The 23,958-nt window shown below is 74.2% G+C and carries 28 protein-coding genes; 10 read left to right on the top strand and 18 right to left on the bottom strand.

The window, feature by feature from the left end:
- The first annotated feature begins 397 nt into the window (after nucleotides 1-397).
- Nucleotides 398-883: a GNAT family N-acetyltransferase gene (locus tag AB2L27_RS15565; RefSeq protein ID WP_370442397.1), complete on the top strand. Its 486-nt coding sequence runs from the start codon at nucleotides 398-400 to the stop codon at nucleotides 881-883.
- A gap of 167 nt (nucleotides 884-1,050) precedes the next feature.
- Here AB2L27_RS15565 and AB2L27_RS15560 read toward each other — a convergent pair whose 3' ends face one another.
- From AB2L27_RS15560 to AB2L27_RS15545, 4 genes are read right to left on the bottom strand one after another with little or no spacing between them, the layout of a single operon-like run.
- Entirely contained in the window at nucleotides 1,051-1,488 is a 438-nt protein-coding gene (locus AB2L27_RS15560; protein WP_370442396.1) for a nitroreductase family deazaflavin-dependent oxidoreductase, read from the bottom strand.
- Nucleotides 1,489-1,498: 10 nt separating this feature from the next.
- Entirely contained in the window at nucleotides 1,499-2,512 is a 1,014-nt protein-coding gene (locus tag AB2L27_RS15555) for a Gfo/Idh/MocA family protein (RefSeq protein WP_370442395.1), read from the bottom strand.
- Nucleotides 2,509-3,438, bottom strand: a complete 930-nt coding sequence (locus AB2L27_RS15550) for a ribokinase (protein WP_370442394.1) — start codon at nucleotides 3,436-3,438, stop codon at nucleotides 2,509-2,511. Before AB2L27_RS15550 ends, AB2L27_RS15555 begins: the two co-directional genes overlap by 4 nt.
- Nucleotides 3,435-4,160 (bottom strand): metal-dependent transcriptional regulator, encoded by a 726-nt coding sequence (locus AB2L27_RS15545; protein WP_370442393.1) that lies wholly within the window; start codon nucleotides 4,158-4,160, stop codon nucleotides 3,435-3,437. The genes AB2L27_RS15550 and AB2L27_RS15545 overlap by 4 nt, the downstream gene beginning before the upstream one ends.
- Before the next feature lie 123 nt (nucleotides 4,161-4,283).
- Between AB2L27_RS15545 and AB2L27_RS15540 the strand changes: the two genes are divergently transcribed.
- From AB2L27_RS15540 to AB2L27_RS15520, 5 genes are all read left to right on the top strand, one after another.
- Nucleotides 4,284-4,499: a hypothetical protein gene (locus AB2L27_RS15540; RefSeq protein WP_370442392.1), complete on the top strand. Its 216-nt coding sequence runs from the start codon at nucleotides 4,284-4,286 to the stop codon at nucleotides 4,497-4,499.
- Nucleotides 4,500-4,531: 32 nt separating this feature from the next.
- Complete coding sequence (locus AB2L27_RS15535; RefSeq protein ID WP_370442391.1) at nucleotides 4,532-5,698, top strand: aminotransferase class V-fold PLP-dependent enzyme; 1,167 nt, start codon at nucleotides 4,532-4,534, stop codon at nucleotides 5,696-5,698.
- Nucleotides 5,699-5,800: 102 nt separating this feature from the next.
- On the top strand, nucleotides 5,801-6,142 hold the full coding sequence (locus AB2L27_RS15530; RefSeq protein WP_370442390.1) for a YtxH domain-containing protein: 342 nt from the start codon (nucleotides 5,801-5,803) through the stop codon (nucleotides 6,140-6,142).
- Nucleotides 6,143-6,197: 55 nt separating this feature from the next.
- Nucleotides 6,198-8,042 (top strand): thiamine pyrophosphate-requiring protein, encoded by a 1,845-nt coding sequence (locus tag AB2L27_RS15525; RefSeq protein WP_370442389.1) that lies wholly within the window; start codon nucleotides 6,198-6,200, stop codon nucleotides 8,040-8,042.
- Between the two features lie 60 nt (nucleotides 8,043-8,102).
- The gene (locus AB2L27_RS15520; RefSeq protein WP_370442388.1) at nucleotides 8,103-9,131 is read left to right on the top strand and encodes an ABC transporter substrate-binding protein; all 1,029 of its coding nucleotides are present in this window, start codon (nucleotides 8,103-8,105) and stop codon (nucleotides 9,129-9,131) included.
- On the opposite strand, the gene AB2L27_RS15515 is transcribed toward AB2L27_RS15520, so the two are convergent.
- From AB2L27_RS15515 to AB2L27_RS15500, 4 genes are read right to left on the bottom strand one after another with little or no spacing between them, the layout of a single operon-like run.
- A complete protein-coding gene (locus AB2L27_RS15515) occupies nucleotides 9,083-9,703 on the bottom strand; it encodes a DUF6328 family protein (protein ID WP_370442387.1) in 621 nt (206 codons plus the stop codon). The genes AB2L27_RS15520 and AB2L27_RS15515 overlap by 49 nt on opposite strands.
- A gap of 1 nt (nucleotide 9,704) precedes the next feature.
- A complete protein-coding gene (locus tag AB2L27_RS15510) occupies nucleotides 9,705-10,277 on the bottom strand; it encodes a DUF1697 domain-containing protein (RefSeq protein ID WP_370442386.1) in 573 nt (190 codons plus the stop codon).
- Nucleotides 10,274-10,864: a methylated-DNA--[protein]-cysteine S-methyltransferase gene (locus AB2L27_RS15505; RefSeq protein WP_370442385.1), complete on the bottom strand. Its 591-nt coding sequence runs from the start codon at nucleotides 10,862-10,864 to the stop codon at nucleotides 10,274-10,276. The genes AB2L27_RS15510 and AB2L27_RS15505 overlap by 4 nt, the downstream gene beginning before the upstream one ends.
- Nucleotides 10,864-11,337: an RNA polymerase sigma factor gene (locus AB2L27_RS15500; protein ID WP_370442384.1), complete on the bottom strand. Its 474-nt coding sequence runs from the start codon at nucleotides 11,335-11,337 to the stop codon at nucleotides 10,864-10,866. Before AB2L27_RS15500 ends, AB2L27_RS15505 begins: the two co-directional genes overlap by 1 nt.
- Before the next feature lie 101 nt (nucleotides 11,338-11,438).
- On the opposite strand from AB2L27_RS15500, the gene AB2L27_RS15495 reads away from it, so the two are divergent.
- Nucleotides 11,439-11,807: a VOC family protein gene (locus AB2L27_RS15495; protein WP_370442383.1), complete on the top strand. Its 369-nt coding sequence runs from the start codon at nucleotides 11,439-11,441 to the stop codon at nucleotides 11,805-11,807.
- Nucleotides 11,808-11,939: 132 nt separating this feature from the next.
- On the opposite strand, the gene AB2L27_RS15490 is transcribed toward AB2L27_RS15495, so the two are convergent.
- The 5 genes from AB2L27_RS15490 to AB2L27_RS15470 are packed head-to-tail and all read right to left on the bottom strand — an operon-like array spanning nucleotide 11,940 to nucleotide 16,943.
- A complete protein-coding gene (locus AB2L27_RS15490; RefSeq protein WP_370442382.1) occupies nucleotides 11,940-13,082 on the bottom strand; it encodes a Gfo/Idh/MocA family protein in 1,143 nt (380 codons plus the stop codon).
- The gene (locus AB2L27_RS15485) at nucleotides 13,067-13,792 is read right to left on the bottom strand and encodes a ThuA domain-containing protein (RefSeq protein ID WP_370442381.1); all 726 of its coding nucleotides are present in this window, start codon (nucleotides 13,790-13,792) and stop codon (nucleotides 13,067-13,069) included. Before AB2L27_RS15485 ends, AB2L27_RS15490 begins: the two co-directional genes overlap by 16 nt.
- A gap of 16 nt (nucleotides 13,793-13,808) precedes the next feature.
- Nucleotides 13,809-14,690 carry a carbohydrate ABC transporter permease gene (locus AB2L27_RS15480; protein WP_370442380.1) on the bottom strand — a complete coding sequence of 294 codons (882 nt, stop codon included), beginning with the start codon at nucleotides 14,688-14,690 and terminating at the stop codon, nucleotides 13,809-13,811.
- 1 nt (nucleotide 14,691) lies between these two features.
- Entirely contained in the window at nucleotides 14,692-15,609 is a 918-nt protein-coding gene (locus AB2L27_RS15475; RefSeq protein ID WP_370442379.1) for a carbohydrate ABC transporter permease, read from the bottom strand.
- An 8-nt stretch (nucleotides 15,610-15,617) separates the two neighbouring features.
- Nucleotides 15,618-16,943 carry an extracellular solute-binding protein gene (locus tag AB2L27_RS15470; protein ID WP_370442378.1) on the bottom strand — a complete coding sequence of 442 codons (1,326 nt, stop codon included), beginning with the start codon at nucleotides 16,941-16,943 and terminating at the stop codon, nucleotides 15,618-15,620.
- Nucleotides 16,944-17,236: 293 nt separating this feature from the next.
- Between AB2L27_RS15470 and AB2L27_RS15465 the strand changes: the two genes are divergently transcribed.
- Together AB2L27_RS15465 and AB2L27_RS15460 are read left to right on the top strand one after the other, a co-directional pair.
- The gene (locus AB2L27_RS15465) at nucleotides 17,237-18,286 is read left to right on the top strand and encodes a LacI family DNA-binding transcriptional regulator (RefSeq protein WP_370442377.1); all 1,050 of its coding nucleotides are present in this window, start codon (nucleotides 17,237-17,239) and stop codon (nucleotides 18,284-18,286) included.
- Between the two features lie 82 nt (nucleotides 18,287-18,368).
- Entirely contained in the window at nucleotides 18,369-18,932 is a 564-nt protein-coding gene (locus AB2L27_RS15460; protein WP_370442403.1) for a dihydrofolate reductase family protein, read from the top strand.
- On the opposite strand, the gene AB2L27_RS15455 is transcribed toward AB2L27_RS15460, so the two are convergent.
- From AB2L27_RS15455 to AB2L27_RS15445, 3 genes are read right to left on the bottom strand one after another with little or no spacing between them, the layout of a single operon-like run.
- Nucleotides 18,914-19,264: a hypothetical protein gene (locus AB2L27_RS15455; protein ID WP_370442376.1), complete on the bottom strand. Its 351-nt coding sequence runs from the start codon at nucleotides 19,262-19,264 to the stop codon at nucleotides 18,914-18,916. The two genes, AB2L27_RS15460 and AB2L27_RS15455, sit on opposite strands and share 19 nt — an antisense overlap.
- A complete protein-coding gene (locus AB2L27_RS15450) occupies nucleotides 19,261-20,286 on the bottom strand; it encodes a DUF4037 domain-containing protein (RefSeq protein ID WP_370442375.1) in 1,026 nt (341 codons plus the stop codon). Before AB2L27_RS15450 ends, AB2L27_RS15455 begins: the two co-directional genes overlap by 4 nt.
- Nucleotides 20,279-20,866: a heme oxygenase gene (locus AB2L27_RS15445; protein WP_370442374.1), complete on the bottom strand. Its 588-nt coding sequence runs from the start codon at nucleotides 20,864-20,866 to the stop codon at nucleotides 20,279-20,281. Before AB2L27_RS15445 ends, AB2L27_RS15450 begins: the two co-directional genes overlap by 8 nt.
- Nucleotides 20,867-20,917: 51 nt before the next feature.
- On the opposite strand from AB2L27_RS15445, the gene AB2L27_RS15440 reads away from it, so the two are divergent.
- Entirely contained in the window at nucleotides 20,918-21,835 is a 918-nt protein-coding gene (locus AB2L27_RS15440; RefSeq protein WP_370442373.1) for a GAF and ANTAR domain-containing protein, read from the top strand.
- 9 nt (nucleotides 21,836-21,844) lie between these two features.
- On the opposite strand, the gene AB2L27_RS15435 is transcribed toward AB2L27_RS15440, so the two are convergent.
- Together AB2L27_RS15435 and AB2L27_RS15430 are read right to left on the bottom strand one after the other, a co-directional pair.
- Nucleotides 21,845-22,183: an ANTAR domain-containing protein gene (locus tag AB2L27_RS15435; RefSeq protein ID WP_370442372.1), complete on the bottom strand. Its 339-nt coding sequence runs from the start codon at nucleotides 22,181-22,183 to the stop codon at nucleotides 21,845-21,847.
- A 191-nt stretch (nucleotides 22,184-22,374) separates the two neighbouring features.
- Nucleotides 22,375-23,796 (bottom strand): NADP-dependent succinic semialdehyde dehydrogenase, encoded by a 1,422-nt coding sequence (locus AB2L27_RS15430; RefSeq protein ID WP_370442371.1) that lies wholly within the window; start codon nucleotides 23,794-23,796, stop codon nucleotides 22,375-22,377.
- Nucleotides 23,797-23,958 lie beyond the last annotated feature (162 nt).

The raw sequence follows: 23,958 nt of genomic DNA, 5'->3' as shown, positions 1-23,958 counted from the left end.
TGCTTGGGCAGCAGTGGCTCGATGAGCTCCCACTCCGCATTACTCAAGTCCGACGGGTAAGCCTCACGCTGCACGCCACTCACCCGAGCAGGATCCCACCCTCATACCCACATCTGAAACAGTCTCTTAGTCCCCGGTGGTTGGACCCCCCGCAGCCGCGCCGGCAAGGTCATCATGTTCTCCGTATTCGGCGTCCTCTTCATCAGCGCGTGCGTCTACCAGCTCGTAAGCGACTAACCCGTTCGAGTGATGCCGCCTCGCGGCAGGTGATGACCGTCCTCAATTCGCCACGACCGTGACGTCGCTGGCTGCCGGTGACAGCGCACACGACGCGGGATGACCGTGAAGTCCTGCGCCCTGCAGGCTCACCGTCGACAGCTCACGAGAGGGTGAGCACGTGAGCACCACGGGCACGACCACCTGGACCATCACCCCTGCCACCGACGACGACCGTTCAGACTGGGAACGGCTGTACCTGGCCTACGGCGAGGTCGCTGGAGAACGTCTGAGCCCCGAGCACCTCGACCGGGTCTGGTCCTGGATCGGTACCCCTGCGGGCCAGACCGGCTGCCTGGTGCTGCGTGAAGGTGAACAGCAGCGCGTGGTGGGGCTCGCTCACTACCGCCTCTTCGAGCGGCCCCTCGCCGGGTCGGTCGGCTGCTGGCTCGATGACCTCTTCGTCGACCCCGGCCACCGCGGCCGCGGTGGGGCTCGTGCGGTGCTGGAGCACCTGCGGGTCCTGGCAGCAGAGCACGGCTGGAGCACGGTGCGGTGGACGACAGGCCAGACCAACAGCGCACAGAAGCTCTACGACCAGCTCGCCGATCGAAGCCCGGTCATCACCTACAACATGGCTCCCGCGCCAGCCTCGAACGCACGCTGACCACAGGACGAGCGAACGACACGACACCGTCATGTGCGTGAAGTCCCGCCCACGACGTCGCCGCAGCGGCGACCCCCACGACCCGCACCGGGACGGACCGGCGGGCGAGGGACCTCACCGCAGCCCCGGCGCGGAACCGCCACCGGGGTCCTGCGGCAGGAGGGGGATCAGTCGATGGGGTCGAGCACGAAGACGGGGATCTCCCGGTCTGTCTTGCGCTGGTAGTCGGCGTAGTCCGGGTAGGCGGCGACCGCGCGCTCCCACCATTGCGCCTTCTCCTCACCGCTCACCTCGCGCGCGGTGTAGTCGCGCTTGACCGGGCCGTCCTGCAGCTCGGCCAGCGGGTTGGCCTTGAGGTTGTGGTACCAGACGGGGTTCTTCGGGGCCCCACCCAGGGAGGCCACGGCCGCGTAGCTGCCGGCGTGCTCGACGCGCATGAGGGCCTGCTTGCGCAGCTTGCCCGACTTCGCGCCCAACGTGGTCAGGACGACCACCGGCATCCCGCGCAGCTCGGTCGCCTCGGTCCCGCCGCTGGCCTCGTACTGCTCCACCTGTTCGCGGACCCACGCCTCGGGGCTGGGCTCGTACTCTCCGGTCAAGGGCATGTCCCGCAGGCTAGCCAGTACCGTCGAGCTCCGCCGCGCGGGTGATGCCGAGCTCGCGCACCGCGGTCTCGAACACCGTCGCCAGGTCCAGGGAGAACTGCGGCGTCACCGACGGGCTGCTCGTCAGTCCCGCGGCCAGGCACTCGTGGACGTGCTCGAGCATGAAGCGGTGCCCGTGGGCCACGGCGTGGTCGTGCTCGCTGACGTGCTCGGTCCCGTCCGGGCCCGTGCGGTGCACCGTGAACCGAGGCGCGGCCGGCAGCGGCGAACCGACCTCGATCCACCCCTCGGCGGCCTCGATCCAGGCCCGCGAGGGGGTGCTCGCGACCATCGTCGTGGACAGGGCCGCGGCCGCCCCCGAGTCCCAGCCCAGGGCCAGGGCGACCTGGCGGTCCACCCCCGAGGGGGCCAGGGAACCGGCCACCCGCACGGTCGCCGGCGTCCCGAACAACGTCAGCGCCAGCCCCACCGGGTAGGGGCCGAGGTCGAACAGGGACCCGCCGCCGATGGCGGGGTCGTGGAAGCGGGCGAGGGAGTCCGGGACGGGGAAGCCGAAGTCGGCGTGCAGGCCGTGCACCTGCCCCACCTCCCCGCGGCCCAGGAGGTCCAGCAGCGCCACGGTGCCCGGCAGGAAGCGCGTCCAGTACGCCTCCATGAGGAACACCCCGCGCTCGCGGGCGGTGTCCAGCAGGTCGCGGGTGGCGGCCAGGCTGACGGTCATCGGCTTCTCCACCAGCACCGCCTTGCCCGCCAGCAGCGCGGCGCGGGCCGGGGCGTGGTGCTGCGGGTGCGTCGTGGCGACGTAGACCGCGTCGACGGCCGGGTCGGCGAGCATCTCCTCCACCGACCCGTACGCGGCCACGTCCTCGCGGCCCTCGGGCACGAAGCGGCGGGCCCGCTCGACGTCGCGGGAGGCGACGGCCCGCAGCCGCCCGCCCGGTGCGAGGTCCAGCGCCTCGGCCACCTCCCGGGCGATGCCGCCGGTCCCCACGAAACCCCAGCCCACCCCGGCCTCGGCGTTCACCGCGGCACCTCCTCCTCGCGGGGCAGGGACTGCGAGGCCCCGGCCCGGCTCACCGTCACCGCCGCCACGCGCGCGGCCCACTGCGCGGCCTCCAGCAGGCCCAGCCCGTCGAGCAGGCCGTCGGCCAGCGCCGCCACGTAGCTGTCGCCGGCCGCGGTGGCGTCCACGAGGTCGGCCGGGGCCGCCGCGACCTCGGCGTGCCCGCCGGGGGTGACGACCAGGGACCCGCGCTCACCGCGGGTGACGATCGTCGTGCCCGCGGGCCGCACGGCCCGGGCCTGGGCGACCAGGCCCTCGACGTCGGTCGCGACCGGCTCACCGGCCAGCACGGCCAGCTCCCCGGCGTTGGGCACGAGCAGGTCGGCGCGGGTCAGCAGCGCCGGCGGCAGCGGCCGGGCCGGGGCCGGGTTGAGGACCAGCACGCCCGTGCACAGCTCGGCCGCCGCCAGCAGCGCCTCGTCGGGCACCTCGCACTGCAGCAGGACCACCCGGGCCGAGCTGACCGTCTCGGCGGCGGCCCGGACGCGGGCGTCGTCGAGGCGGTCGTTGGCCCCCGGGCTCAGGACGATGGTCGACTCCCCGGCGTGCACGAGGACGACCGCGACGCCGGTGGGCACGTCGAGGGCGGCCACGTGCTCGACGTCGACCCCCTCGGCGGCCAGCCGCTCCCGCAGCCCGCGACCCTCCTCGTCGTCGCCCACGGCGCCCACCATCGACACCCGGCGGCCGAGCCGGGCGGCGGCGACGGCCTGGTTGGCCCCCTTGCCGCCGAGGCCGCGCTCGGCGTCGGCCCCGCGCACGGTCTGCCCCGCCGGGGGCAGCTCGTCCAGGCGGATCGCGAGGTCGGCGTTGACGCTGCCGACCACGGTGACGTCGCGCGTCTTCTCGGCGTGCGGGGTGCCGTGGCTGTCGTACGTGATGCTCACGCGCCCGCCCCCGTTCCCGGGCCCGCCTCGCCGCGCACGGGCAGCACCCAGATCGCCGCGACCGCCGGGTCCCCGAGGTCGACGGTGCGCTCGCCCCCCAGCCGAACGACGGTGGTCCCGGCGAACCCCCGGCGCTGCACCACCTCCAGCCGCAGGTCCAGCCCGATGCCCAGGTCGGCGAAGTAGCGCAGGACGTCCGGGTCGGCGTCGGAGATGCGGGCGACGACGCCGACGCCCCCCTCGGGCACGTCGGAGAGGTTGTGCGCCCCCGGCTGCGGGACGGTGCCGTCCGCGCGCGGGATCGGGTCGCCGTGCGGGTCGCGCTCGGGGCGCCCCAGGCGCGCGTCGAGGCGGTCCAGCATCCGGTCGGAGACGACGTGCTCGAGCACCTCGGCCTCCTCGTGCACCTCGTCCCAGGAGTAGCCGAGGTCGGCGACGAGGAACGTCTCCAGCAGCCGGTGCCGGCGCACGACGGCGAGCGCCCGGGTGCGCCCGTCCTCGGTCAGCTCCACCCCGCCGTAGCGCTCGTGGCGCAGGAGCCCGGCGTCGGTGAGCTTGCGGACGGCCTCGGAGGCCGTGGAGGCGGACACGCCCATGCTCTGGGCGAGCATCGAGAGCGTGATCTTGGCGTCGGACCACTCCCCCGCGGCGTAGACGGTCTTCAGGCAGTCCTCCGCGGCCGGCGTGGCCGCCGGCACCGAGGTCGTCGAGGCGCGGGGCACACCCCCAGCTTGCCACCTCGGCCCGTCCCCCTCCCGGCGGCACCACCGGCGGGGTTTCGGTGCGCCGAACTCGGGGTTACCGTGGACCGCAGAACGGTTGTCGAGCGACCACGGGAGGTCGACGTGCAGCGCAGCGGACGGGACGCGGTGGTCTCGGGGGCCGACGTCCTCGTGGGTCTGACCCTCCTGCTCGTGGCCGGTGCGGCCGCGGGCGGCGCCCGGTGGGGCACGGCCGCCCTGGCCGCCGTCGTCGCCCTCCTGTGGTGGGCGGCCGCGTGGTGGCGCCTGGGCCGGGCCCGCGCGACCCGCCCCGCGCGACGGGCGCGCCCGGCGGGCTGAGCGCGGACCGCGGCGGTGCCAGGATCACCGACGTGACCGACCTGACCCCCGACCTGGCCCCCGACCTGGCCCCCGACCTGGCCCCCGACCTGGCCCCCGACCTGGCCCCCGACCTGGCGTCCACGTGGCGGCGCACCCGCCCGCCGCGCACCCTGCGCCACCTCGACGCGGCCGCCGCCGGCCGCAGCAGCTGGGCCGTGCTCGACGCGGTCGGCGGGCACCTGCGCGCCGAGGCCACCCGCGGTGCGTACGTGGCCGCGTTGGAGGCCGAGGCGGTGCTGGAACCGGCGCGCGAGCACGTCCGGGCCCTGCTGGGCTTCGCGCCCGGGGAGGGGCTGGTCGCCTTCGTCCACAGCGCCGAGGACGCCCTGCGCCAGGTCCTGCTGCGCTGGCCCGGTGAGCGGCCGGTCGCGGTCGCGCACCCGCGGGGGGAGTACGGCCCGAACCTGGCGGTCCTGTCGACCCTGGGGATCGGCACGCGCGTGCTCGACGGGCCGCACCGGTGGGACCCCGGGGCCGTGGCCCGGTCCCTGGCCCGGCCCGGCGGGCGCCCCGACCTCGTCCACCTCACCTGGCTGGGCTCCCACGTCGGGACGGTGCAACCGGTCGCCGACGTCCTGGCCGTCTGCCGCGCCGCGGACGTGCCGGTCGTGCTCGACGCCGCGCAGGCCTTCGGGCACGTGGACACCACCGCCGCGCGGGCGGCCGACGTCGTCTACGGCACCTCGCGCAAGTGGCTGGCCGGGCCCCGCGGGGTCGGGTTCGTGGCCGTGCGCGGACCCCTGGCCCAGCGGGTCGGCCCGCTGGAGCAGGCCGAGGCCACCGTCGCGGGCCGCCTCGGGTTCGCCGCCGCCCTCGCCGAGCACGTCGACCTCGGCCCGGCGGCCGTGCACGCCGGCCTGGCCGCCGTCGGCGCGGCCACCCGCCGCCGCCTCGCCGACGGGCTGGCCGGGTCCTGGGAGGTGCGCGAACCCCTCGACGAGCCCAGCGCGACGGTGACCCTGCGCCCGCTGCAGGCCCTCGACGTCGCCGGCCTGCGGGCCGACCTCATCGCCACCGACGGCATCGTCACCACCGCCTGCGGCACCGAGCGGGCCCCGCTGGAGATGACGGGCCCGGTGCTGCGGGTCAGCGGCCACCTCGACACCACGGCCGAGGACCTCCAGGCCCTGGTCACCGCCCTGCTGGGTCGTTCCTGAACCACCGCCGGACCTTTCCGGTACTCCGGCAGGCGAAGCGCGCCCGGCGCTGCCAGAGTTGGGCGCAGATCGACGGACAGTCCCGCACGGAGGAGGAAGTTCATGGTGGGCAAGGTGCTGCTGCTGGCGGCGGCCGGAGCCGGGTACGTGCTCGGGGCCCGGGCCGGCCGCGAGCGGTACGAGCAGATCAGCAGTTCGGTGGGCCGGCTGTGGGGCAACCCCAAGGTGCAGTCGCGCGTCGGGGACCTGGAGGACAAGGCCGGTGACCTGGCCCGCCAGGCCGGTTCCGCCGCCCAGGAGAAGGTCGGCGCCGCCGCGGGTTCCGTGGCCGGCTCGGTGAAGGACAGGATCAGCGGCGGCGACGCCGGGAACAACGGCGGCAGCGACGGTGGGGACGGCGCCCCCCTGGGCGACCAGCACCACACGCGGATGCCCACCGACTGATCCACCCCTGGCACCTGCGGGTGCGCACCGACGACGTGGCACCGAGGGTGGGGACATGAGTTCTCCCACCGTCGGTGACCACGTCGTCTCGCGTCTGGGCCAGTGGGGCGCCCGCCGGTTCTACGGCTACCCCGGGGACGGCATCGGCGGTGTCGTCTCGGCGATCGGGCGGGCCGTGGAGGCCGGGGACGCCGAGTTCGTGCAGGTGCGGCACGAGGAGACCGCCGGTTTCGCCGCGACCGCCGACGTGAAGTACGGCGGTTCCCCGCTCGGCGTGGCCGTGGTGACCTCCGGCCCCGGTGCGGTGCACGTCCTCAACGGCCTCTACGACGCCAAGCTGGACCACGTCCCCGTGGTCGCCCTCGTCGGGCAGACCGCCTCGAACGCGCTCGGCACGAGCTACTACCAGGAACTCGACCTCGTCCGGCTCTACGGCGACGTGGCCGGGGAGTTCGTGTTCCAGGTCAGCCGCCCCGACCAGGTGCAGCACGTGGTGGACCGCGCCGCGCGCACGGCGCGCGAACGCCGGACGGTCACCGCGGTGGTGCTGCCCAGCGACCTGCAGGACGCCGACGCGGTGCCGGAGGTCCCCGAGGGCCACGGTTTCGCCCACACCTCCGCGGTGCCCGGGTCCCTGCCGGGCACGCCGCGCACGGAGGCACTGGCCCAGGCGGCGGAGGTGCTGCGCTCGGGGCGCAAGGTGGCGATCCTGGCCGGAGCCGGTGCGCTGGGGGCCACGGCCGAACTCACCGCGGTCGCCGACCGGCTCGGGGCCGGGGTCGCGAAGGCGTTGCTGGGCAAGGCCGTCCTGGACGACCGGCTGGAGTGGGTGACGGGGGCGATCGGCCTGCTCGGCACCCGCCCCAGCTACGACCTCATGAGCCAGTGCGACGTCTTGCTCATGGTGGGCACGACCATGCCGTACTCGGAGTACTACCCCGCCCCGGGGCAGGCCCGCGCCGTCCAGATCGACGTGGACGGCACCCGCTGCGGGTTGCGCTACCCCACCGAGGTGAACCTCGTCGGGGACGCCCGGGAAACCCTCGCCGCGCTGCTGCCGCTGCTCGAGGGCGCCGACCCGGACCCGTCGTGGCGCGAGGACATCGCGGGCTGGAACCGGGCCTGGGACGCCTGGGGCGTGGAGCGGGCGCAGGCGGAGGCGAACCCGCTGAACCCCGAACTGCTGGTGCGGGGGTTGTCCGACCGCCTGGAGGACGACCACCAGGTGGCCGTGGACTGCGGCACCGTCACGAGCTGGTTCGCGCGCGACCTGGACCTGCGGCCGGGCATGACGGCGTCGCTGTCGGGGACGCTGCTGTCGATGGGTGGGGGGTTGCCGTACGCGCTGGCGGCCAAGCAGGCCCACCCCGACCGCCCCGTACTGGCGCTGCTGGGCGACGGGGCCATGCAGATGAACGGCCTGTCCGAACTCATCACCGTGGCCCAGCGCTGGCGGACGTGGACCGACCCGCGGTTCGTCGTCGTCGTGCTGAACAACCGGCAGCTCTCGTTCGTGGCCTGGGAGGCGCGGGCGATGCAGGGCGAGGTCCCGTTCGACGCCGCGATGGACGTCCCGGACGTCCCCTACGCCGGATGGGCCGAGCTGCTGGGGCTGGCGGGCCGGCGCGTGGAGGGGCCCGAGGACGTCGACGCGGCGCTCACCGCGGCGATGAGCGCCGACCGGCCCTTCGTCCTGGACGCGGTGGTCGACCCGAACGTGCCGATGATCCCGCCGCACGTCAGCCTCGACCAGGTGCTGTCCACCGCGAAGGCGACCGTCAAGGCCGGCCTGAGCGGGGATCCCGACGCCCGCGAGATCGTCGTGGACGGCGTGCGGCAGACGGTGGGGGCGGCGGCCCGCGCCGTGCGCGGGCGGGCGCGGCGCCCGGAGCAGCGGTGAACGCCGCACCCCGCGCCCGGCCCGTGATCTCCCCACTCAGGGCAGGCTAAGCTCACTTCCATGAGTGCGCCGATGTCCCGCCGCCACCTGCTGTCCGCCTCCGTGCTCGGGGCCGCCGGTGCGGCGGGGCTCGGCGCCTGCGGCGGTCCGGGGACCCCGGACACCGGCGAGACCCCGGGAACCCCGGGAACCCCGGGAACCCCGGCCGCCGCACCGGGGTTCCCGTTCCGGTACGAGCACGCCTTCGGCGAGACGGTCCTGGACTCCCCCGTGAGCCGGGTGGCCGTCCTGGGGGTGGCCGACGCCGACCCGCTGCTGGCCCTGGGCGTGCAGCCCCTGACGAACACCGGCTACAGCTTCTACCCCCAGCAGGGCCTGGGGCCGTGGGCCGCCGACCTGCTCACCGGCGACCTGCTCAAGCTCACCTCCGACACGCAGGCGAACGTCGAACAGGTCGCGAGCGTGCGCCCGGACCTCGTGCTGGCCCTCGTCTCGGGCATCGACCAGGACCGCTACGACCAGCTGTCCCGGGTCGCCCCCGTCCTGGCCCGGCCGGCCGGGTCCGCGCCCTACGCCGCCGACCGCACCGCGACCACCCTCGCCGTCGCCCGGGCCCTGGGCCGGGAGGAGGAGGGCCGGCGGTGGTGCGAGGCAGCCGACGCCGCGTTCACCGACGCCGTCGCCGCCCACCCGGAGTTCTCCGGGCGCACCGCCGTCGTGGCCCTGCCCTACGACGGCAGGTACGGCGTGTACTCCCCCCAGGACGCCCGGGGCGCCTTCCTGGGTGACCTCGGGTTCTCCCTGCCCCCGGCCCTGAGCGCGCTGGACACCGGCGAGAGCTTCTTCATCGACGTGTCGGCCGAACGGCTCGACCTGCTCGACGCCGACGTCCTCGTGGTGCTCACCGACGACAGCACGCGCGCCGCGGTCGAGGAGGACCGCGTGCTGGCCGACCTGCCCGTCGTGCGTCGCGGCGCGCTGGTGCTGCCCGACCTCGACGTGCGCGGCGCGATGACCTACAACAGCGTCCTGTCCGTCCCCTACGGGGTGTCCCGGCTCGTCCCCGACCTCGCCGCCGCGCTCGCCTGATCCCCCGGGGCGTCATCCCCCGCGGCCCGATCCCCCGCCGCCGGGTCCCCCGACGCCCGGCGCTCGCGGACGGTCGCGGCCAACGCCCTGCGCGGCAACGCGTACCAGCACACCAGGACCAGGGCGGCCACCGCGCCGCCGGCGCTCCAGCCGGCGACGCGCCCACCGATGACGTCGACGACGAGGCAGACCCCGCCGGAGACGACCAGCCCCACGGTCGCCAGCCCCGCCTTGGCGAACGCGGACCCGGCGCGCACCAGCCGGGCCTTGGAGCGTTGCTGGAACAGGGCGCGGTGGTACCCCACCGGGGCGATGAACAGCACGACGGCGGTCACCGCCAGCAGCAGCACCACGACGTAGACGGACTCCTGGTACCGGTCCAGTTCCTCGAAGCGCGACTGGAACGGCAGGGTCAGCAGGAAACCCGTGAGCAGTTGCACCCCGGTCTGCACGACGCGCAGTTCCTGGAGGAGTTCGACCCAGTTGCGGTCCAGCCGCTCGGTGGGCGTCTCGCGCCGCAGACCGCTGTAGGGGTCGTCCGGGTCCTGCGCGTCCTGGGGGCCGGCCGCCACGTCAGGCCCCGCCCGCGACGGCGAGCAGTTTGCCGACCGTGCGCAGGTTCCGCGTCGTCACGAACGGTTTCCAGCGCGCCGCCCCGGCCCGGCGGGCGAACGGGGTGTCCGTGCTCGCCCCCTTCGGGCAGCGCCAGTACAGGACGTCCCCGGCCAGGACCACCGCCTCGGCGTCGTCGTCCGCGTGGTTCTCCACGTGGTTCTCCGCGTCGTCCTCCAGGTGCTCGGCCGCGAGCGCCGCGAGGCGGCCGGGGTCGGAGGTGAACGTGACGTAGGGGTGGACGTGCTCGTCGTCGCGGGCGAACGGGTACGCCGCCGCGACCTCGGCCAGCCGCTGCGGGGTGAGGACCACGACCCACGCCTCGTACCCGAACGCCGACCGCAGAGCCGCCTCGACCCGGGACCGCACGTCCTGCGCGCTGTGCGCGTCGTCGGCCTCGAGCACCACGTTGCCGCTGGCCAGGACGGACCTGACCCCGGTGAAACCCGCCTCCTGCAGGCAGGCCGAGAGGGCGGCGGACCGCACGGTCACCCCGTTGACGTTCACCCCGCGCAGGAGGACCACCCACTTCACGTCCCCACCCTGACCCGGCGTTCCAGGTGCAGCAACCGGTCCTTGGCCTCGGCGCCGCCGGCGTACTGCCCGCTGCCGCCGTCGGACCGCACGACCCGGTGGCAGGGCAGGAGCAGGGGCACGGGGTTGCGGGCGCAGGCCGTCCCGACGGCCCGCACCGCGCCGGGGTTGCCCACGTCCCCCGCCAGGTCCCGGTAGCTGATCCGGATCCCGAAGCCGACGCGCCGCAACGCCTCCAGCACGGACCGGCGGAACCCCTGCCCGGCCAGGACCAGGTCGACCGGGACGTCGAACGCCGTCCGCCGCCCGGCGAAGTACTCCTCCAGCTCGCGGACCAGCGGGTCCAGGCGGGCCGGCGCGCGCAGGACCCGCGGGCTGACCCGTTGCGCCAGGTCCTCCAGCGCCGCGTCGTGCCCCTGCTGCTCGAACGCCACCCGCACCACACCCTCGGAGGTGGCCGCGAGCAGGAGCGGGCCCAGGGGCGAGTCCAGCGTCCGGTAGGCCACGTCCAGCACCCCCGCCCGCTCGGCCTGCTGCGCCAGCCGCTCACGCAGCCGCCGCACGAGGTCCTCCTCCACCACGCTCATCAGAACTCCTCGCTCGTCCAGGTGCGCCGCAGGGCGGCGATGCCGTCGGCCGCCGCCCGTCGCGCCGCGGCCGGGGTGCCGCCCACGAGCGCGGCGACCTCGTCGTAGGGCAGACCCCCCACGTGGTGGTAAGCCACGCACCGGCGCTGCTTGGGCGGCAGAGCGGCCACGGCCCGCCAGACCTCCGAGCGCCCGTCCCCCGGGTGCTCCCCCGTCGGCGGCGGTTCGGGCGGGTCGGCCACCGGCACCCCCGCCCGGGCCCGCGCCCGCAGCACGTCGACGGCCTTGCGGTGCGCGATGGTCACCAGCCAGGCCCGGACGTCGCTGCCCGGCCGCAGCCGGGGGTAGGCGGTGAGGGCGGCCAGGAACGTCTCCGACCACGCGTCCTCGGCGGCGTGCTCGCCGACCACGGCGCGGCACACGCGCAGGACCGTCGCGCCGTGCTGCTCGACGACCCGCTCGAAGGGTTCCACCGCTGCTCCCACACCCCACCAACGCGCCGGACACCCCGGATGTGAGGTCCCCACCGGGAAGGGGCGTGGACAGCCTGGCACGCGGGGGCCAGGCTCGGGCCGTGAGCACCGTCCGCTTCGGCACCCTCGCCCTCGACACCCCCGACCCCCGCGGCCTGGCCGCCTTCTACGGCGCGCTGCTCGGCTGGGAGGTCGAGCAGTCCGACGAGGACTGGGTCACCATCGGCGGCGGCCCCGGCGGGACGCGGTTGTCGTTCCAGCTCGCCCCCGACCACGTCCCGCCCACCTGGCCCGCCGGCCCGGTCCCGCAGCAGGCCCACGTCGACCTCTGGGTGAGCGGGTACGCGGAGACGGACGCGCAGGTCCACGCCCTCGGCGGCCGCTTGCTGGAGGACGAGACCGACCACCCGTCGTGGCGGGTCTACGCCGACCCGTCCGGGCACCCGTTCTGCCTGTGCCTGGAGGGGTGAGCACCGACGGTCCCCCTCCCGGGCAAGGTCCGGGCCTGGGCCCGCCGGCTCCTGCTGGACGTCTGAGCCCGGACGCACCGGGGCCCGCACGCAGCGCGTGCGGGCCCCGGTGTCCTGCGCGGGCGGTTCTCCTCAGACGGTGAGGTCGATCGCCTCGCTGATCGCCTCGGGGCGTTCGCACGTCGTGGTCAGCGTCACGGACGTGTGCCCGTCGGCGGCGGCCTGGACGGACTCCATGATCTCCAGGACGTGCAGCGCGACCTCGTCGTTGGCGCGGTGCGACCGGCCGGCCTCGAGGGCGAGGGCGAGGTCGGCCAGGCCGTAGCCGCGGCCGGAGTCGACGTACCCGGCGCCGGCCCCGGCGTCGACCCAGTTCGTCTCCAGGTCCGCGTCCGGGCCCGGGGCGGGCGCGCTCGCGGCGTCGAACAGCTCCACGGTGCCGGAGAACGTGTTCGGGTCCGGCACGGAGATCGAGCCGCCGGTCCCGTGGACCTCGATGCGCGGCAGCCGCGCCGCCCACGTGTCGAAGCTCATGATCAGCGTCGACAGGGCCCCGGAGGCGTGCTCCAGGATGCCGGTGATGTGGGTGTCGATGGTGACGCCGAAGGACTCCCCGGCCCGGGGCCCGGACCCGATGGTCCGCTCCTGGGAGGGCCGCGAGGACGCCCCGACGACCCGGACCACGGGGCCGAGCAGGTGCACCAGCGAGGTGAGGTAGTACGGGCCCATGTCCAGCAGGGGCCCGCCGCCGGGCTGGTAGTAGAAGTCCGGCTGCGGGTGCCAGCGCTCGTGACCGGGGGTGGTCATGAACGCGGTGGCCGAGTGCGGGGTGCCGATCCGGCCGGCGTCCACGAGCGCGCGGGCGGTCTGGATGCCGGTGCCCAGCACGGTGTCGGGGGCGCACCCGACGCGGACGCCGGCGGCGGCCGCGGCCTTCACCACGTCGCGACCCTCCGCGACGGTCATGGCCAGCGGCTTCTCGCCGTAGACGTGCTTGCCGGCCGCGATGGCCTGCAGGGCGACCTCGGCGTGGGTGCGCGGCAGCGTCAGGTTGAGCACCACGTCCACGTCCGGGGAGGCCAGCAGCGCCTCCAGCGAGAGCACCTGCGCACCGTGCGCGTCGGCCAGCGCCTGCGCCCGCTCGGGGACCACGTCGCTCACCGCGGTGATCTGCAGCTGCGGCAGCCGCTCCAGCGACGCCGAGTACTGCGCGGAGATGACACCGGCGCCGACGACGCCGACGCGCAGGGCCTTCTGGTTCAGCGGGCTGCCCACAACAGGCCCCTCTCGATGATCGTCGTGACGTTCTCGTCCTTCAAGGTGGCCGGGTCGTGCCCGGGGGTGGCGACGAAGATCCGCCCCTTGCCCCACTGCCGGGTCCAGACCGCCGGGGAGGTGACCGGCCGGGTCCACGGGTCCCACTCGCGGACGGCCTGCGTCGTCGTGGCGAGCACGTCGACGTAGTCGTCGGACAGGACCCAGTACTGCTCGGTCACGAGGTCGAAGTCCTCGATGCCGGAGGTGATGGGGTGCGAGGCCGCCGCGGGGGTCATGGTCACGCGGTAGGGCACGTAGTTGTCCTGCGGGCCACCCTCGCGCTCGTCGGGGTGCTTGCCCGGGTGGCACCCGAACTGGCCCCCGACGAGGGTGAGGTAGTCGGAGTTCGACCGGTAGGAGTCGGCGATGCCGCCGTGCCAGCCGGCAAACCCGGTGCCGTTCTCGACCGCGGTGCGCAGGCCCTCGAACTCCTCCTTCTCGATGGTGTTCATGGTGTTGCACTGCACGATGAGGTCGACCGTCGCCAGGTAGTCGGCGTCGGTGTACACCGTCGGCGTGGCCGTGGAGCCCGGCCCGAAGTCGGTGCCGAGGTCCTCGACGCGGACGGTGAAGCCGTTGGCCTCCAGGTGCGGGATGAACAGGTCGGTGGCCTCGACGGGCGAGTGCCCGTCCCAGCCGCCGCGGACGACGAGAGCCTGCCGAGTCACGGGTGGAGCCTTCCGATCACTTGGAGAATCCGGCCGTGAGGCCGGAGAGCAGCTGACGGCGGCCGATGACGTACAGGACGAGGATCGGCAGCGTGGTGAGGACGACCGAGGCGAGCACGGCCGGGATGTTGACCGAGTACTGGCCCTGGAACGTCCACAGGGCCAGCGGCAGGACGCGCATCTCGGCCCGGTCGGTGAGGATCAGGGGCAGCAGGAAGCCGTTCCAGATCTGCAGACCCTGGTAGATCGTCACCGTCACCAGGGCCGGGCGGGTCAGCGGGAACGCCAGGCGCCACATGGTGCCCCACTCGCTGGACCCGTCCATGCGCATGGCCTCGAACAGCTCGTTCGGGACGTCGCGCACGAAGTTGGACAGGATGAGCACGGTCAGCGGGATGGCGAAGGCGATCGAGGGCAGGATCAGCGCGCCGAACGAGTTGTACATCCCGAGCTTGATCATGATCAGGTAGATCGGGATGATCGTGGCCTGCAGCGGGATGGCCAGCCCCATGAGGAACAGGGAGTTCACCAGCTTCAGCCAGCGCCCGGCGCCGCGGACGATGGCGAAGGCGGCCATGAAGGACACCAGCACGGCCGGGACGGTCGCGCCCACGGTCACGATGACCGAGTTGGCGAAGTACCGGACGAAGTCGTTCTCCAGCACGAGCTGGTAGTTGGCCAGCGTCGGCGACGCCGGCGGCACCATCGGGTTGCTGCCGAAGTAGTTCGCCGACGTCTTGAAGCTCGTGATGACGATCCAGTACACGGGCACCAGGACGACGAGCAGCCAGAGCCACCCGAAGGCGCCCCCGATCCAGTTCTTGCGGTGGGTGGTGCCGTTCTTGGGCGCCCCCGCGGAGCGGGCGCCGGTGCGCGCGGGCGCGGTCTGGGTCGCCATCTCAGGCACCTTCCAGTTGCGAGTTGCGCTCACGGCCGCCGAGGCGCTGCAGGAGCTGGGCGAGGACGAGGCCGACCACGACGAGGATCACCGCGATGGCCGACGCCGGGCCCATGAGGTTGGCGCGGAAACCGGTGAGGTACATGTCCAGGGCCAGGACGCGCGTCGCGTCGTTCGGCCCACCGGCGGTCAGGACGAAGATCAGGTCGAAGGTCGTGAGGGACCCGACGACCATGAGCGTCGAGGACGTGATCATCGTGTTCTTCAGCTGCGGCAGCGTGATGGAGAAGAACTGCCGCACCCGGCCGGCGCCGTCGAGCTGGGCCGCCTCGTACATCGACCCCGGGATCTGCCGGATCGCGCCTTGGTAGATGAGGGAGTGGAAGGGGATCCACTGCCACGCGATGATGAAGATCACGACGCCCATGGCCAGCGTGCCGTCACCCAGCCAGTTCTGCGTGAGGATGTCCAGGCCCAGTCCCGGGCCCAGCCCGAAGTTCGGGTCCAGCAGCGCCTTGTAGGCGATCGAGACGGCCGCGGCCGACAGCAGCAGCGGCAGGAAGAACAGGACGGCCAGGACGGCGCGGTAGCGCTGGCTGCCGGAGATGAAGACCCCGAGCAGGATCGACAGCGGGGTCTGGGCGATCCAGGACAGCACGATGACGAGGAACGTCACCCACAGGGCGTGCGGGAGACCCGGGTCCGTGAGCACGGTGGTCCAGCTGTCGAACCCGGCGAAGTCGATCGCCCCGATGCCGTCCCACGACGTGAAGCTCAGGGCGAACACCCCGAACAGCGGCAGGACCGCGAAGGCGAGGAAGATCACCAGGGCGGGCAGGACGAGCCACCCCAGCTTCCCGGTGGACGTGCGGCCGGTCGAGGTGACCTTGCCGGACGCGTAGGTGGGAGCCGTGCTCACGGACGCACTCACGACGCGGTCGCCGCGTTCATGGCGGTGGCGAACTCCTCCGGCGTGATGGCCAGGCCGAAGAGCTTCTCGATGTTGGTCAGCAGGGTCTCGGCCTGGGTCGGGGACAGCGCCTGGTCCCACGACTGGGCGAAGGACGGGGCGTTGGTGGCGAGGTCGTAGGTGAACTTCAGCCAGTCCTCGTCCTCCAGGCCGGCGAACTTGGCGTCGATGCCCTTGACGATGGGGACCTCACCGGCCTCGGTGATGTACGCCTCGGCCTCCTTCTCCTGCAGCAGCCCGTCCGCGAAGTAGGCCAGGGCGATGTCCTTCTGCTCCTGGGTGGCCTGGGAGGAGACCGACACGTACTGGGCGGGGTTGCCGAAGGTGTTCATCGGGTCGCCCTTGCCCCCGGTGACCTCGGGGAAGTTCATGTAGCCGAGGTGGCCGCCGGAGACGAAGTCGCCGCCGTCGGACTTCATGCTGCCGTAGGTCCACGTGCCGTGCAGCATCATCGCGGCCTTGTCGGTGTAGAGCAGCGCCTGGTCGGCGTTGGAGTCGGCCGTGACCGAGGCGAAACCGGTGATGAAACCGTCGGCCCGGACGAGGTCCTGGACCTTGGTGAGGGCGTCGAGGGCGGCCGGGTCGTTCCAGTTCGGCTGGCCCTGGTAGATGGAGTCGAACAGCTCCGGGCCACCGATGCGGTCGAACAGCAGTTCCAGCCACATCATGTTGGTCCAGCGGGACTGACCGGCGAGGGAGAACGGGGCGATCCCGGCCGCGTTGAACGTCGGCACCAGGGCCATGAGCTCGTCCCACGTCGTCGGCGGCTGCGCACCGACCTGCTCGAACATCCGCTTGTTGTAGAACAGCACCAGCGGCTGCACCGTCTCGGTGGGCAGGGCGTAGACCTTGTCGTCGACCGTGCCCGCGGCGAACGCCGCGTCGAACAGCCGGTCCTTGACCTGCGGGTTCTCCTGCAGCCACGGGGTCAGGTCGTCGACCTGGCCGGCCTGGGCGTAGCTGCGCAGCGTGCCGCCGCCCCAGCCGAAGATGATCGTCGGGGCCTGACCGGCGCCGATGGCCGTCTTGATCTTGGCCTTGTACGCGTCGTTCTGGAACGAGCTGGTCTCGATCCGCTGGTCCTCGTGGGCGTCGTTCCAGTCGTCCACCGCCGTCTGGCGGATGCCCTCCTTGGGCTGCCCCGAGAGGATCCAGTCCGTCGCGGTGTCCGAGCTCGCACCCGCCGGGCCGGAGTCCCCGCAGGAGGCCAGGACGGTGGCGGCGAGCGGGGTCGCCGTCGCCAGGGCGAGGAAGGACCGGCGCGATGCGCGGTTGTGATCCACAGTGATCTCCGTTGAGCCGAGCCGCAGCCCTGCGGCTGTTCCACCCCGCGGCCCCGGGCGGGACCGCGTCGAACGCGGTCGAAAAGCTTTCGACCGCGCTGTCTGGCAATGACGATAAGAGGGCCCCGGTGCCGTGGTCAAGCACTGCACCACCCGTACCGGGTCCCCCGGCTGAACCCGTTGTCGCACAACGGCTACCTTGTCTCGAACACATCTCGAAAAGTTTCGACAAGTGGTAGCGTCACCACCATCGCGACCCGTACAGTCGTGCTTCGTCGAGTCGAGGAGGACCCGTGCTGGACCGTCCGCACACCCCCACCCGGTCCAGGGACAGGACGACCCTGGCCACCATCGCCGCGAGCGCCGGCGTGTCGGTGGCGACCGTCTCCAAGGTCGTCAACGGCCGCGAGGACGTCTCCGCCGAGACCCGGGCCCTCGTGGAGGACCTGCTCGTCCAGCACGAGTACGCGCCGCCGTCCACGCGCCGGGTCGTCACCGGCAGCTCGACCGTGGAGTTCCTCATCGACGGCGACTTCTCCTCCTACGCCACGGCCGTCGTCGACGGGGTCGTGGAGGCCGCCGCCGACGCCGACGCCTCGGTCGTCGTGGGGTTGCTGCGCGACCAGCGCGAGGGGCGCTACCCCGCGCCACCGCGCGCCTGGGCCCGTTCCCTGGCCACCGCCGGCCGCACCGGTGTCATCGTCGTCACCGGTGAGCTCACCGGCGCCCACGTCGACGCGCTCTCGGCCGTGAACCTGCCGCTGGTGGTCATCGACCCCTTGAACCTGCCCCGGCGGGAGGTCACCAGCGTGGGGTCGACGAACTTCACCGGCGGCATGACCGCGACCAACCACCTGCTGGCCCAGGGGCACCGCAGCATCGCCTGGGTCGGCGGTCCCCCCGGGTCCCAGTGCAACCAGGCCCGGTTGCACGGCTACCGCGCCGCCATGGAGAGCGCCGGGCTCGTGCCGGTGGCCGAGCACGTCCTGAACGCCGACTTCCGGTACGAGGCGGGTCGGCGCCTGGGGGCCCAGCTCCTCGCCGGCCCGGACCGGCCCACCGCCGTCGTCGGCGGCTGCGACTCGATCGCCCTGGGCGTCATGGAGGCCGCGCGCGCCCTGGGCCTGCGCGTCCCGGACGACCTGTCGGTCACCGGTTTCGACGACACCGAGCTGGCCGCCATGGCCGCTCCCCCGCTGACGACGATCCGTCAGCCGCTGCGCGAGATGGGCCGGGTGGCCCTGCGCACGGTCCTGCGGATGGCCGGCGGGGAGAGCCTGGACTCCCACCACGTCGAGCTCGCCACCGAGCTCGTGGTCCGGGAGTCCACCGCACCGCGCTGAGCCGCCGGTGAGTTCTCGCCCCGGCCGCGGTCAGGAGGGGCAGCAGGTTCCAGACCACCACCACCGGGAGAAGGGCACCCCCGTGCGCCAGCTCGTCGTCACCGCCTTCGTGTCCCTCGACGGGGTCGTGGAGGCCCCCGGGGGCGAACCCGGGCACCGCAGCTCCGGCTGGACGTTCCGGAACGTCGAGTTCCTCCCCGAGGTCTACGAGATCAAGGGCCGGGAGCAGGAGGAGACGACGGCACTGCTCCTGGGCCGCACCAGCTACGAGGCGTTCGCCCCGGTCTGGCCGACGAGGGAGGAGTTCGCCGGGTACGACGCGATGCCCCGCTACGTCGTCTCCACCACCCTCGAGCACGACGACGAGCGGTGGCCGGCGACCGTGCTGCGCTCCCTCGAGGACGTCGCGGCCCTCAAGGAGACCGAGGGCGGCCCGATCGCGGTGCACGGCAGCGCGACCCTCGCCCGCTCCCTCACCGACGCCGGTCTGGTCGACCGGTACCACCTGCTCGTGTTCCCGGTCCTGCTCGGCGCGGGCAAGCGGTTGTGGAGCGAGGCCGACAAGGACGAGCAGAGGCTGCGGGTCGTGGAGTCGCAGACCTACGCCAACGGCGTCGTCAAGCTCGTCTACGACGCCGTGCGCTGAGCCCGCGCCAGCTCGCGCAGGAACCCCTCGACCGCGTCGCGGCCGGCGCCGGTGGCGAAGGCCACCTCGCGGCCGGACAGGACCAGCCGCAGCTCCAGCCCGCCGCCGAACCGCCGCTCACGGGCGGCGCCCGCGCCCACGTCGGCGAGCGGGACCGCGGCCACGGACGCACCGCCGACGAGCTGGGGCCGGGACAGCCACAGCTGGACGGTCCCCACGCCGATCGCGCCCTCCCCGCCGACGAGACCGCCGCGCAGCGGCAGGGCCGCCAGCAGGTCCTCCCCCGCGGCGACGACGTGACCGAGGAGCTGGGCGTGCGCGGTCGGGCTCACGACCCCACCACCGCACGGGCCAGGTCGCGGCGCAGGGCCGGGCGCACGAGCACGTCGACCGCGTCCACCCACTGCCCCAGGGCGCCCACCCCCACCGGCCCCCGCCCGTCCCCGGCCGGTGCGACCGCGCCGGGCAGCGTCGGGACCACCCCGGCGAAGGGCCGGCCGTGGAACGGTGCCGTGGCCGGGCCCGGAGCGGGCAGCCCGACCTCGCCCTGCCGGGCCAGCAGGCCCTCCAGCGCCGCGCACAGCCCGGCCTCGCGCTCGCGCCAGTGCGTCGCCGCGAGGGCGCGCGCCAGGTGCGGGGCGACGCGGCCGCTCGGGCGGGCCGCGAACACCGTCCCGGCCCACTTCGCGTACGGGGCCCAGGTCCGGTCCAGCAGCAGCCCGAGCTGGACGGCCGTGCCCGCCAGCCGGGCGGCCAGCAGCCGCGACCCGAGGTCGTCACCGCGCGCCCCGGTGCGCCCGACGAACGGCAGTTCCTGCTCCAGCTGCTGCCAGGCGCTGGCCACCAGGTGCCGCCACACGTCGTCGGGGTACCAGGAGAGCTTGCGCCGCAGCGCCTCCCACCGTCCCTCGTCGTCGGCGAACACGGGCCCGGCGAGGAGTTCGAGGACGGCCTGGCCCGTGAAGGACAGCCAGTCGGCGGTCGTGGGGTCCTCCTGCGCCCCGATCCCCAGGCGGGACCGGACGAAGCCGTCGATCGTGGCGACCTCGACGCGGTGCCGCTCGTGCGGGTCCCAGGTCGTGGCGAACCGGACCGGGCGCCCCGCCTGCGTCGCGGGCAGGTGCTCCTGCAGGACGGCGCCGACCGGCCCGGCGAGCCCGTCCGGGACCAGCACGTGCAGGCGCAGCCCCCAGTCGTGGTCGCGCGAGACGTCGTCGTCGAGCCCCAGCACGTCCGAGCCGGCCCCGAAGCGGCCCGCGACCAGCGGCGCGCCGGGGAACTCCCGCCGCAGCAGCGGCGCCACGACGTCGTCGTGGAACCCGCGGGCCAGCTCGGCGCCGCGCGGTTCAGGCACGGACCCGCACCAGCGGCGCCAGCCAGGCGCGGTAGGCCGCGAAGGTCCCCAGCGCGGCCGCCGTCATCCCCGGCAGGGCCTCGGGCCCGGCCGCCTCCACCGCCGCGGTCGTCTCCCGCCACCGCCGGCCGGCGCCCTCGGGCCCGGTCAGCGACGTCGTCGCCGCGGCCGGGACGCCGGCGGCGACGACGGTCCGCGCGATGAGCCGGCCCCCCAGGGTGGACCCGTCGAGGACGTAGCGGACCCCCAGGGCCGCGGCCCGGTCCGGCACCGCGGGCACGTCGGGGCACTCGGGCACAGCGGCGATCTCGTCCTCGGGGACCGCGAGGGCGCGCAGGTCCTGCAGGGCCAGCCCGGCGCGGGCCCGGCCCACGACGTCCAGGGCCCCGGGGTCCGTGCGGGCCTGCTCGGCCAGCGCCCGCTCCAGCGGGGCCAGCAGCCCCCACGTCAGTTCCAGCCACCGGCGGTGCCGGGCGGTGTCCCAGGGCCGGTCCAGGACGTCGAGCGATGCGTCGAGGTCCTCGTGCGCGGCGGCCGTGGCCGCCCGCAACCGGGCCAGCGAGCCCTGTGCCGTTCCCACCGCCCCAAGCTACCCGGTCCCGACACGCCCGGGACGGCGCCGACCTCCTCGGTGCGCCGGCCCGCCGGGCCTGGCACGCTCTGTCCGGCGTCGGACGGGTGGGCAGATCGGGCAGTCGGGCAGGTCGGGCAGGTCGGGCAGGTCGGGCAGGTCGGGCAGGTCGGGCAGGTCGGGCAGGTCGGGCAGGTCGGGCAGGTCGGGCAGGTCGGGCAGGTCGGGCAGGTCGGGCAGGTCGGGCAGGAGGAGGGTGCGGTGCAGGTGCGGGCCGAGGAGGTCGCCGCGGCGGTCGGTGACGTGGCCGCGGCGCTGGCCGAACGGGTCGACCCGCTGGACCTGGCCCACCGGCTGGTCCGGCACTGCGCGCGGCTGCTGTCCGCCAGCGCGGTCGGTCTGCTCGTCGAGGACGCCCACGGTGACCTGCGCCTGCTCGCGGCCAGCTCCGGGGAGGCCCGGGTCGTGGAGCTGTTCCAGCTGCAGAACGACGAGGGCCCGTGCCTGGACTGCTACCGGACCGGAGCCCCCACCGCGGCCGTCGACGCCGGGCAGCTGCTCCGGGCCTGGCCGCGGTTCGCCGCCGGGGCCACCGCGCAGGGCATCGTCGCCGTCCACACCGTCCCCGTGCAGGTCGGCGGGCGCACGGTCGGCGCGCTGAACCTGTTCCGCGACCACGAAGGACCGTTCTCGACGGTCGAGACCGACGTCGCGCACGCGATGGCGTCCTTCGTCGCCGTCGGCATCGGTGAGCTGGAGGCCGGCGCCCGGGGGGACCGCGTGCGCGAGCAGCTCCAGGAGGCGCTCGACAGCCGGGTCGTCCTGGAGCAGGCCAAGGGCGTCCTCGCCGAACGCCACCGGATCCACCCCGACGAGGCGTTCGCGCAGCTGCGCGCACGGGCCCGGTCCGAACGCCGCCGGCTGCGCGAGGTCGCCCAGGAGGTGGTGGCGCCGCTGGGCCGGGTCCGCGGCGCCTGAGCCCGTCCCTCAGCGGCGCGTCCAGTTCCGCTGGACGAGCCGGTCGACCTCGCGCTGCCCGCCCTGGCCCGGGTCCGCCCCCCGCAGGTCGTCCAGCAGGGCGCTGGCCAGGTCGTACAGCTTGACGTTGTGCGTCTGGGACACCTCCGACAACTGCCGGAAGGCCCCGTCCTCGTCGCAGCGGGTGAGGGCCATGATCGCGCCCTTGGCCATGTCGATGACCGGTCGCCGGGTCAGGGCGGTGCGCAGCTGCGCCAGCTCGGCGCGCAGGGCCGTGGCCTCGGCGCCGGTGTCGACCCCGGCGGTGGGGGTGTTCAGCTCCGCGACCGGACCGTCCTCGTCGTGCATCCTCGTTGCGTCCTCCGTGCAGCCGACCTCCCACCGGTCGGCGGGAGGCGGTTCGCGCAGCGAGGTCTGGGCGGAGCGGAACCGACGAAGATCCTACGACGAACCGCAGACCCCGCACGCACCGTCTGCTGACGGTCGACGTGCGGTGGCCGCCGGTCCCCGCCGTCACCGGTCCCGGGCGCCCGGACCCCTCACTCCGAGGCGCTGGAGGTGTCGCCCCCGCGCTGCTCGCCGCTGGGCGGCCCGATCCAGACGGTCTTGGCGTTCATGAACGCGTGCAGGCCCAGGTCGGTCAGCTCCCGGCCGTACCCGCTCTGCTTCACCCCGCCGAACGGCAGTTCGGGGTAGCTGGTGACCATGCCGTTGACGAACACCATCCCGGACTGCACGTCCCGGACGAACCGGGCCCGCTCGTCCTCGTCCTCGGTCCAGATGTTCGACCCCAGCCCGTAGGGGTGGCTGTTGGCGATGTCGATCGCCTCGTCCAGACCGGAGACGGTGAACAGCACGGCGACCGGACCGAACACCTCCTCGTCGTAGACCCGCATCCGCGGGGTGACCCCCGTGAGCAGGGTCGGCTGGTAGTACCACCCGGCCCCCTCCCCCCGACGGCCACCCGTGACGACGGTGGCACCCTTCTCGACGGCGTCGCGGACGTACTCCTCGACGTCCTCGCGCCCGGACTCCGTGGCCAGCGGGCCGACCTGCGTGTCCTGGTCCATCGGGTCGCCCACCCGCAGCGCGGCGAGCCCGTCGGCGAACAACCGGGTGAACTCCTCGGCGACGTCGGCGTGGACGAGGAACCGCTTGGCCGCGATGCAGCTCTGCCCGTTGTTCTGGCAGCGCGCGGTCACCGCCACCTGCGCGGCGGTCTCCAGGTCGGCGGAGGGCATGACGACGAACGGGTCGCTGCCGCCCAGTTCCAGCACCGTGGGTTTGAGCTCGTCCCCGGCGATCGAGGCGACCGACCGTCCGGCCGGTGCGCTGCCGGTCAGGGTGGCGGCGACCACGCGGTCGTCGCGCAGCACCGCCTCGATGGCACCGGACCCGACGAGGAGCGTCTGGAACACGTCGTCGGGGAACCCGGCCTTGCGGAACAGCTCCTCCAGGTACAGCGCGGTCTGCGGCACGTTGCTCGCGTGCTTGAGCAGACCCACGTTCCCGGCCACGAGGGCCGGGGCGGCGAACCGCATCGCCTGCCACAGGGGGAAGTTCCACGGCATCACCGCCAGCACCACCCCCAGCGGCTGGTACGTCACGTACGCCTCGCGCGCACCGACGGCGTCCGCGTCGGCCGGACGCGGCTGCAGGAACCCCGGCCCCTGCTCGGCGTAGTAGCGCAGCGCGGCGGCGCACTTGCCCACCTCGGCCTTCGCCGCGGACAGCGTCTTGCCCATCTCCGTCGTCATCAGCGCGGCCACGTCGTCGGTGTCGGCGTCCAGCACGTCCGCCGCCGCCCGCAGCCAGCCCACCCGCTGCTCGACCGTCGTCAGCCGGTACCCGGCGAAGGCCGCCGCGGCGCGCGCGACGCGGTCCTCCACGCCCTGCTGGTCCAGCGCCTCGAACTCGCGCACCGTCTCACCGGTCGCCGGGTTGATCGTCGCGATCGCCATGCCCGTTCCTCGCACTCCTCCTCGACACGTGCTCCGGGCTCGGGCCCGGGCACCACGCGGTCGATCCTGCGTCCTGTTCCCGCTGCGCGCGCGCCCACGTCCTCGCCCGGTCCGCGGTTCGCCGGCCCGGGTCCGGGTAGGGGGACGACGTCAGCGGCCGGT

Origin of the sequence: Kineococcus halophytocola, from assembly GCF_041276425.1 — a bacterium.
GTDB lineage: Bacteria > Actinomycetota > Actinomycetes > Actinomycetales > Kineococcaceae > Kineococcus > Kineococcus halophytocola.
The sequence above is the reverse complement of the archived record's forward strand: the minus strand, read 5'-3'. Positions and strand labels throughout refer to the sequence as shown.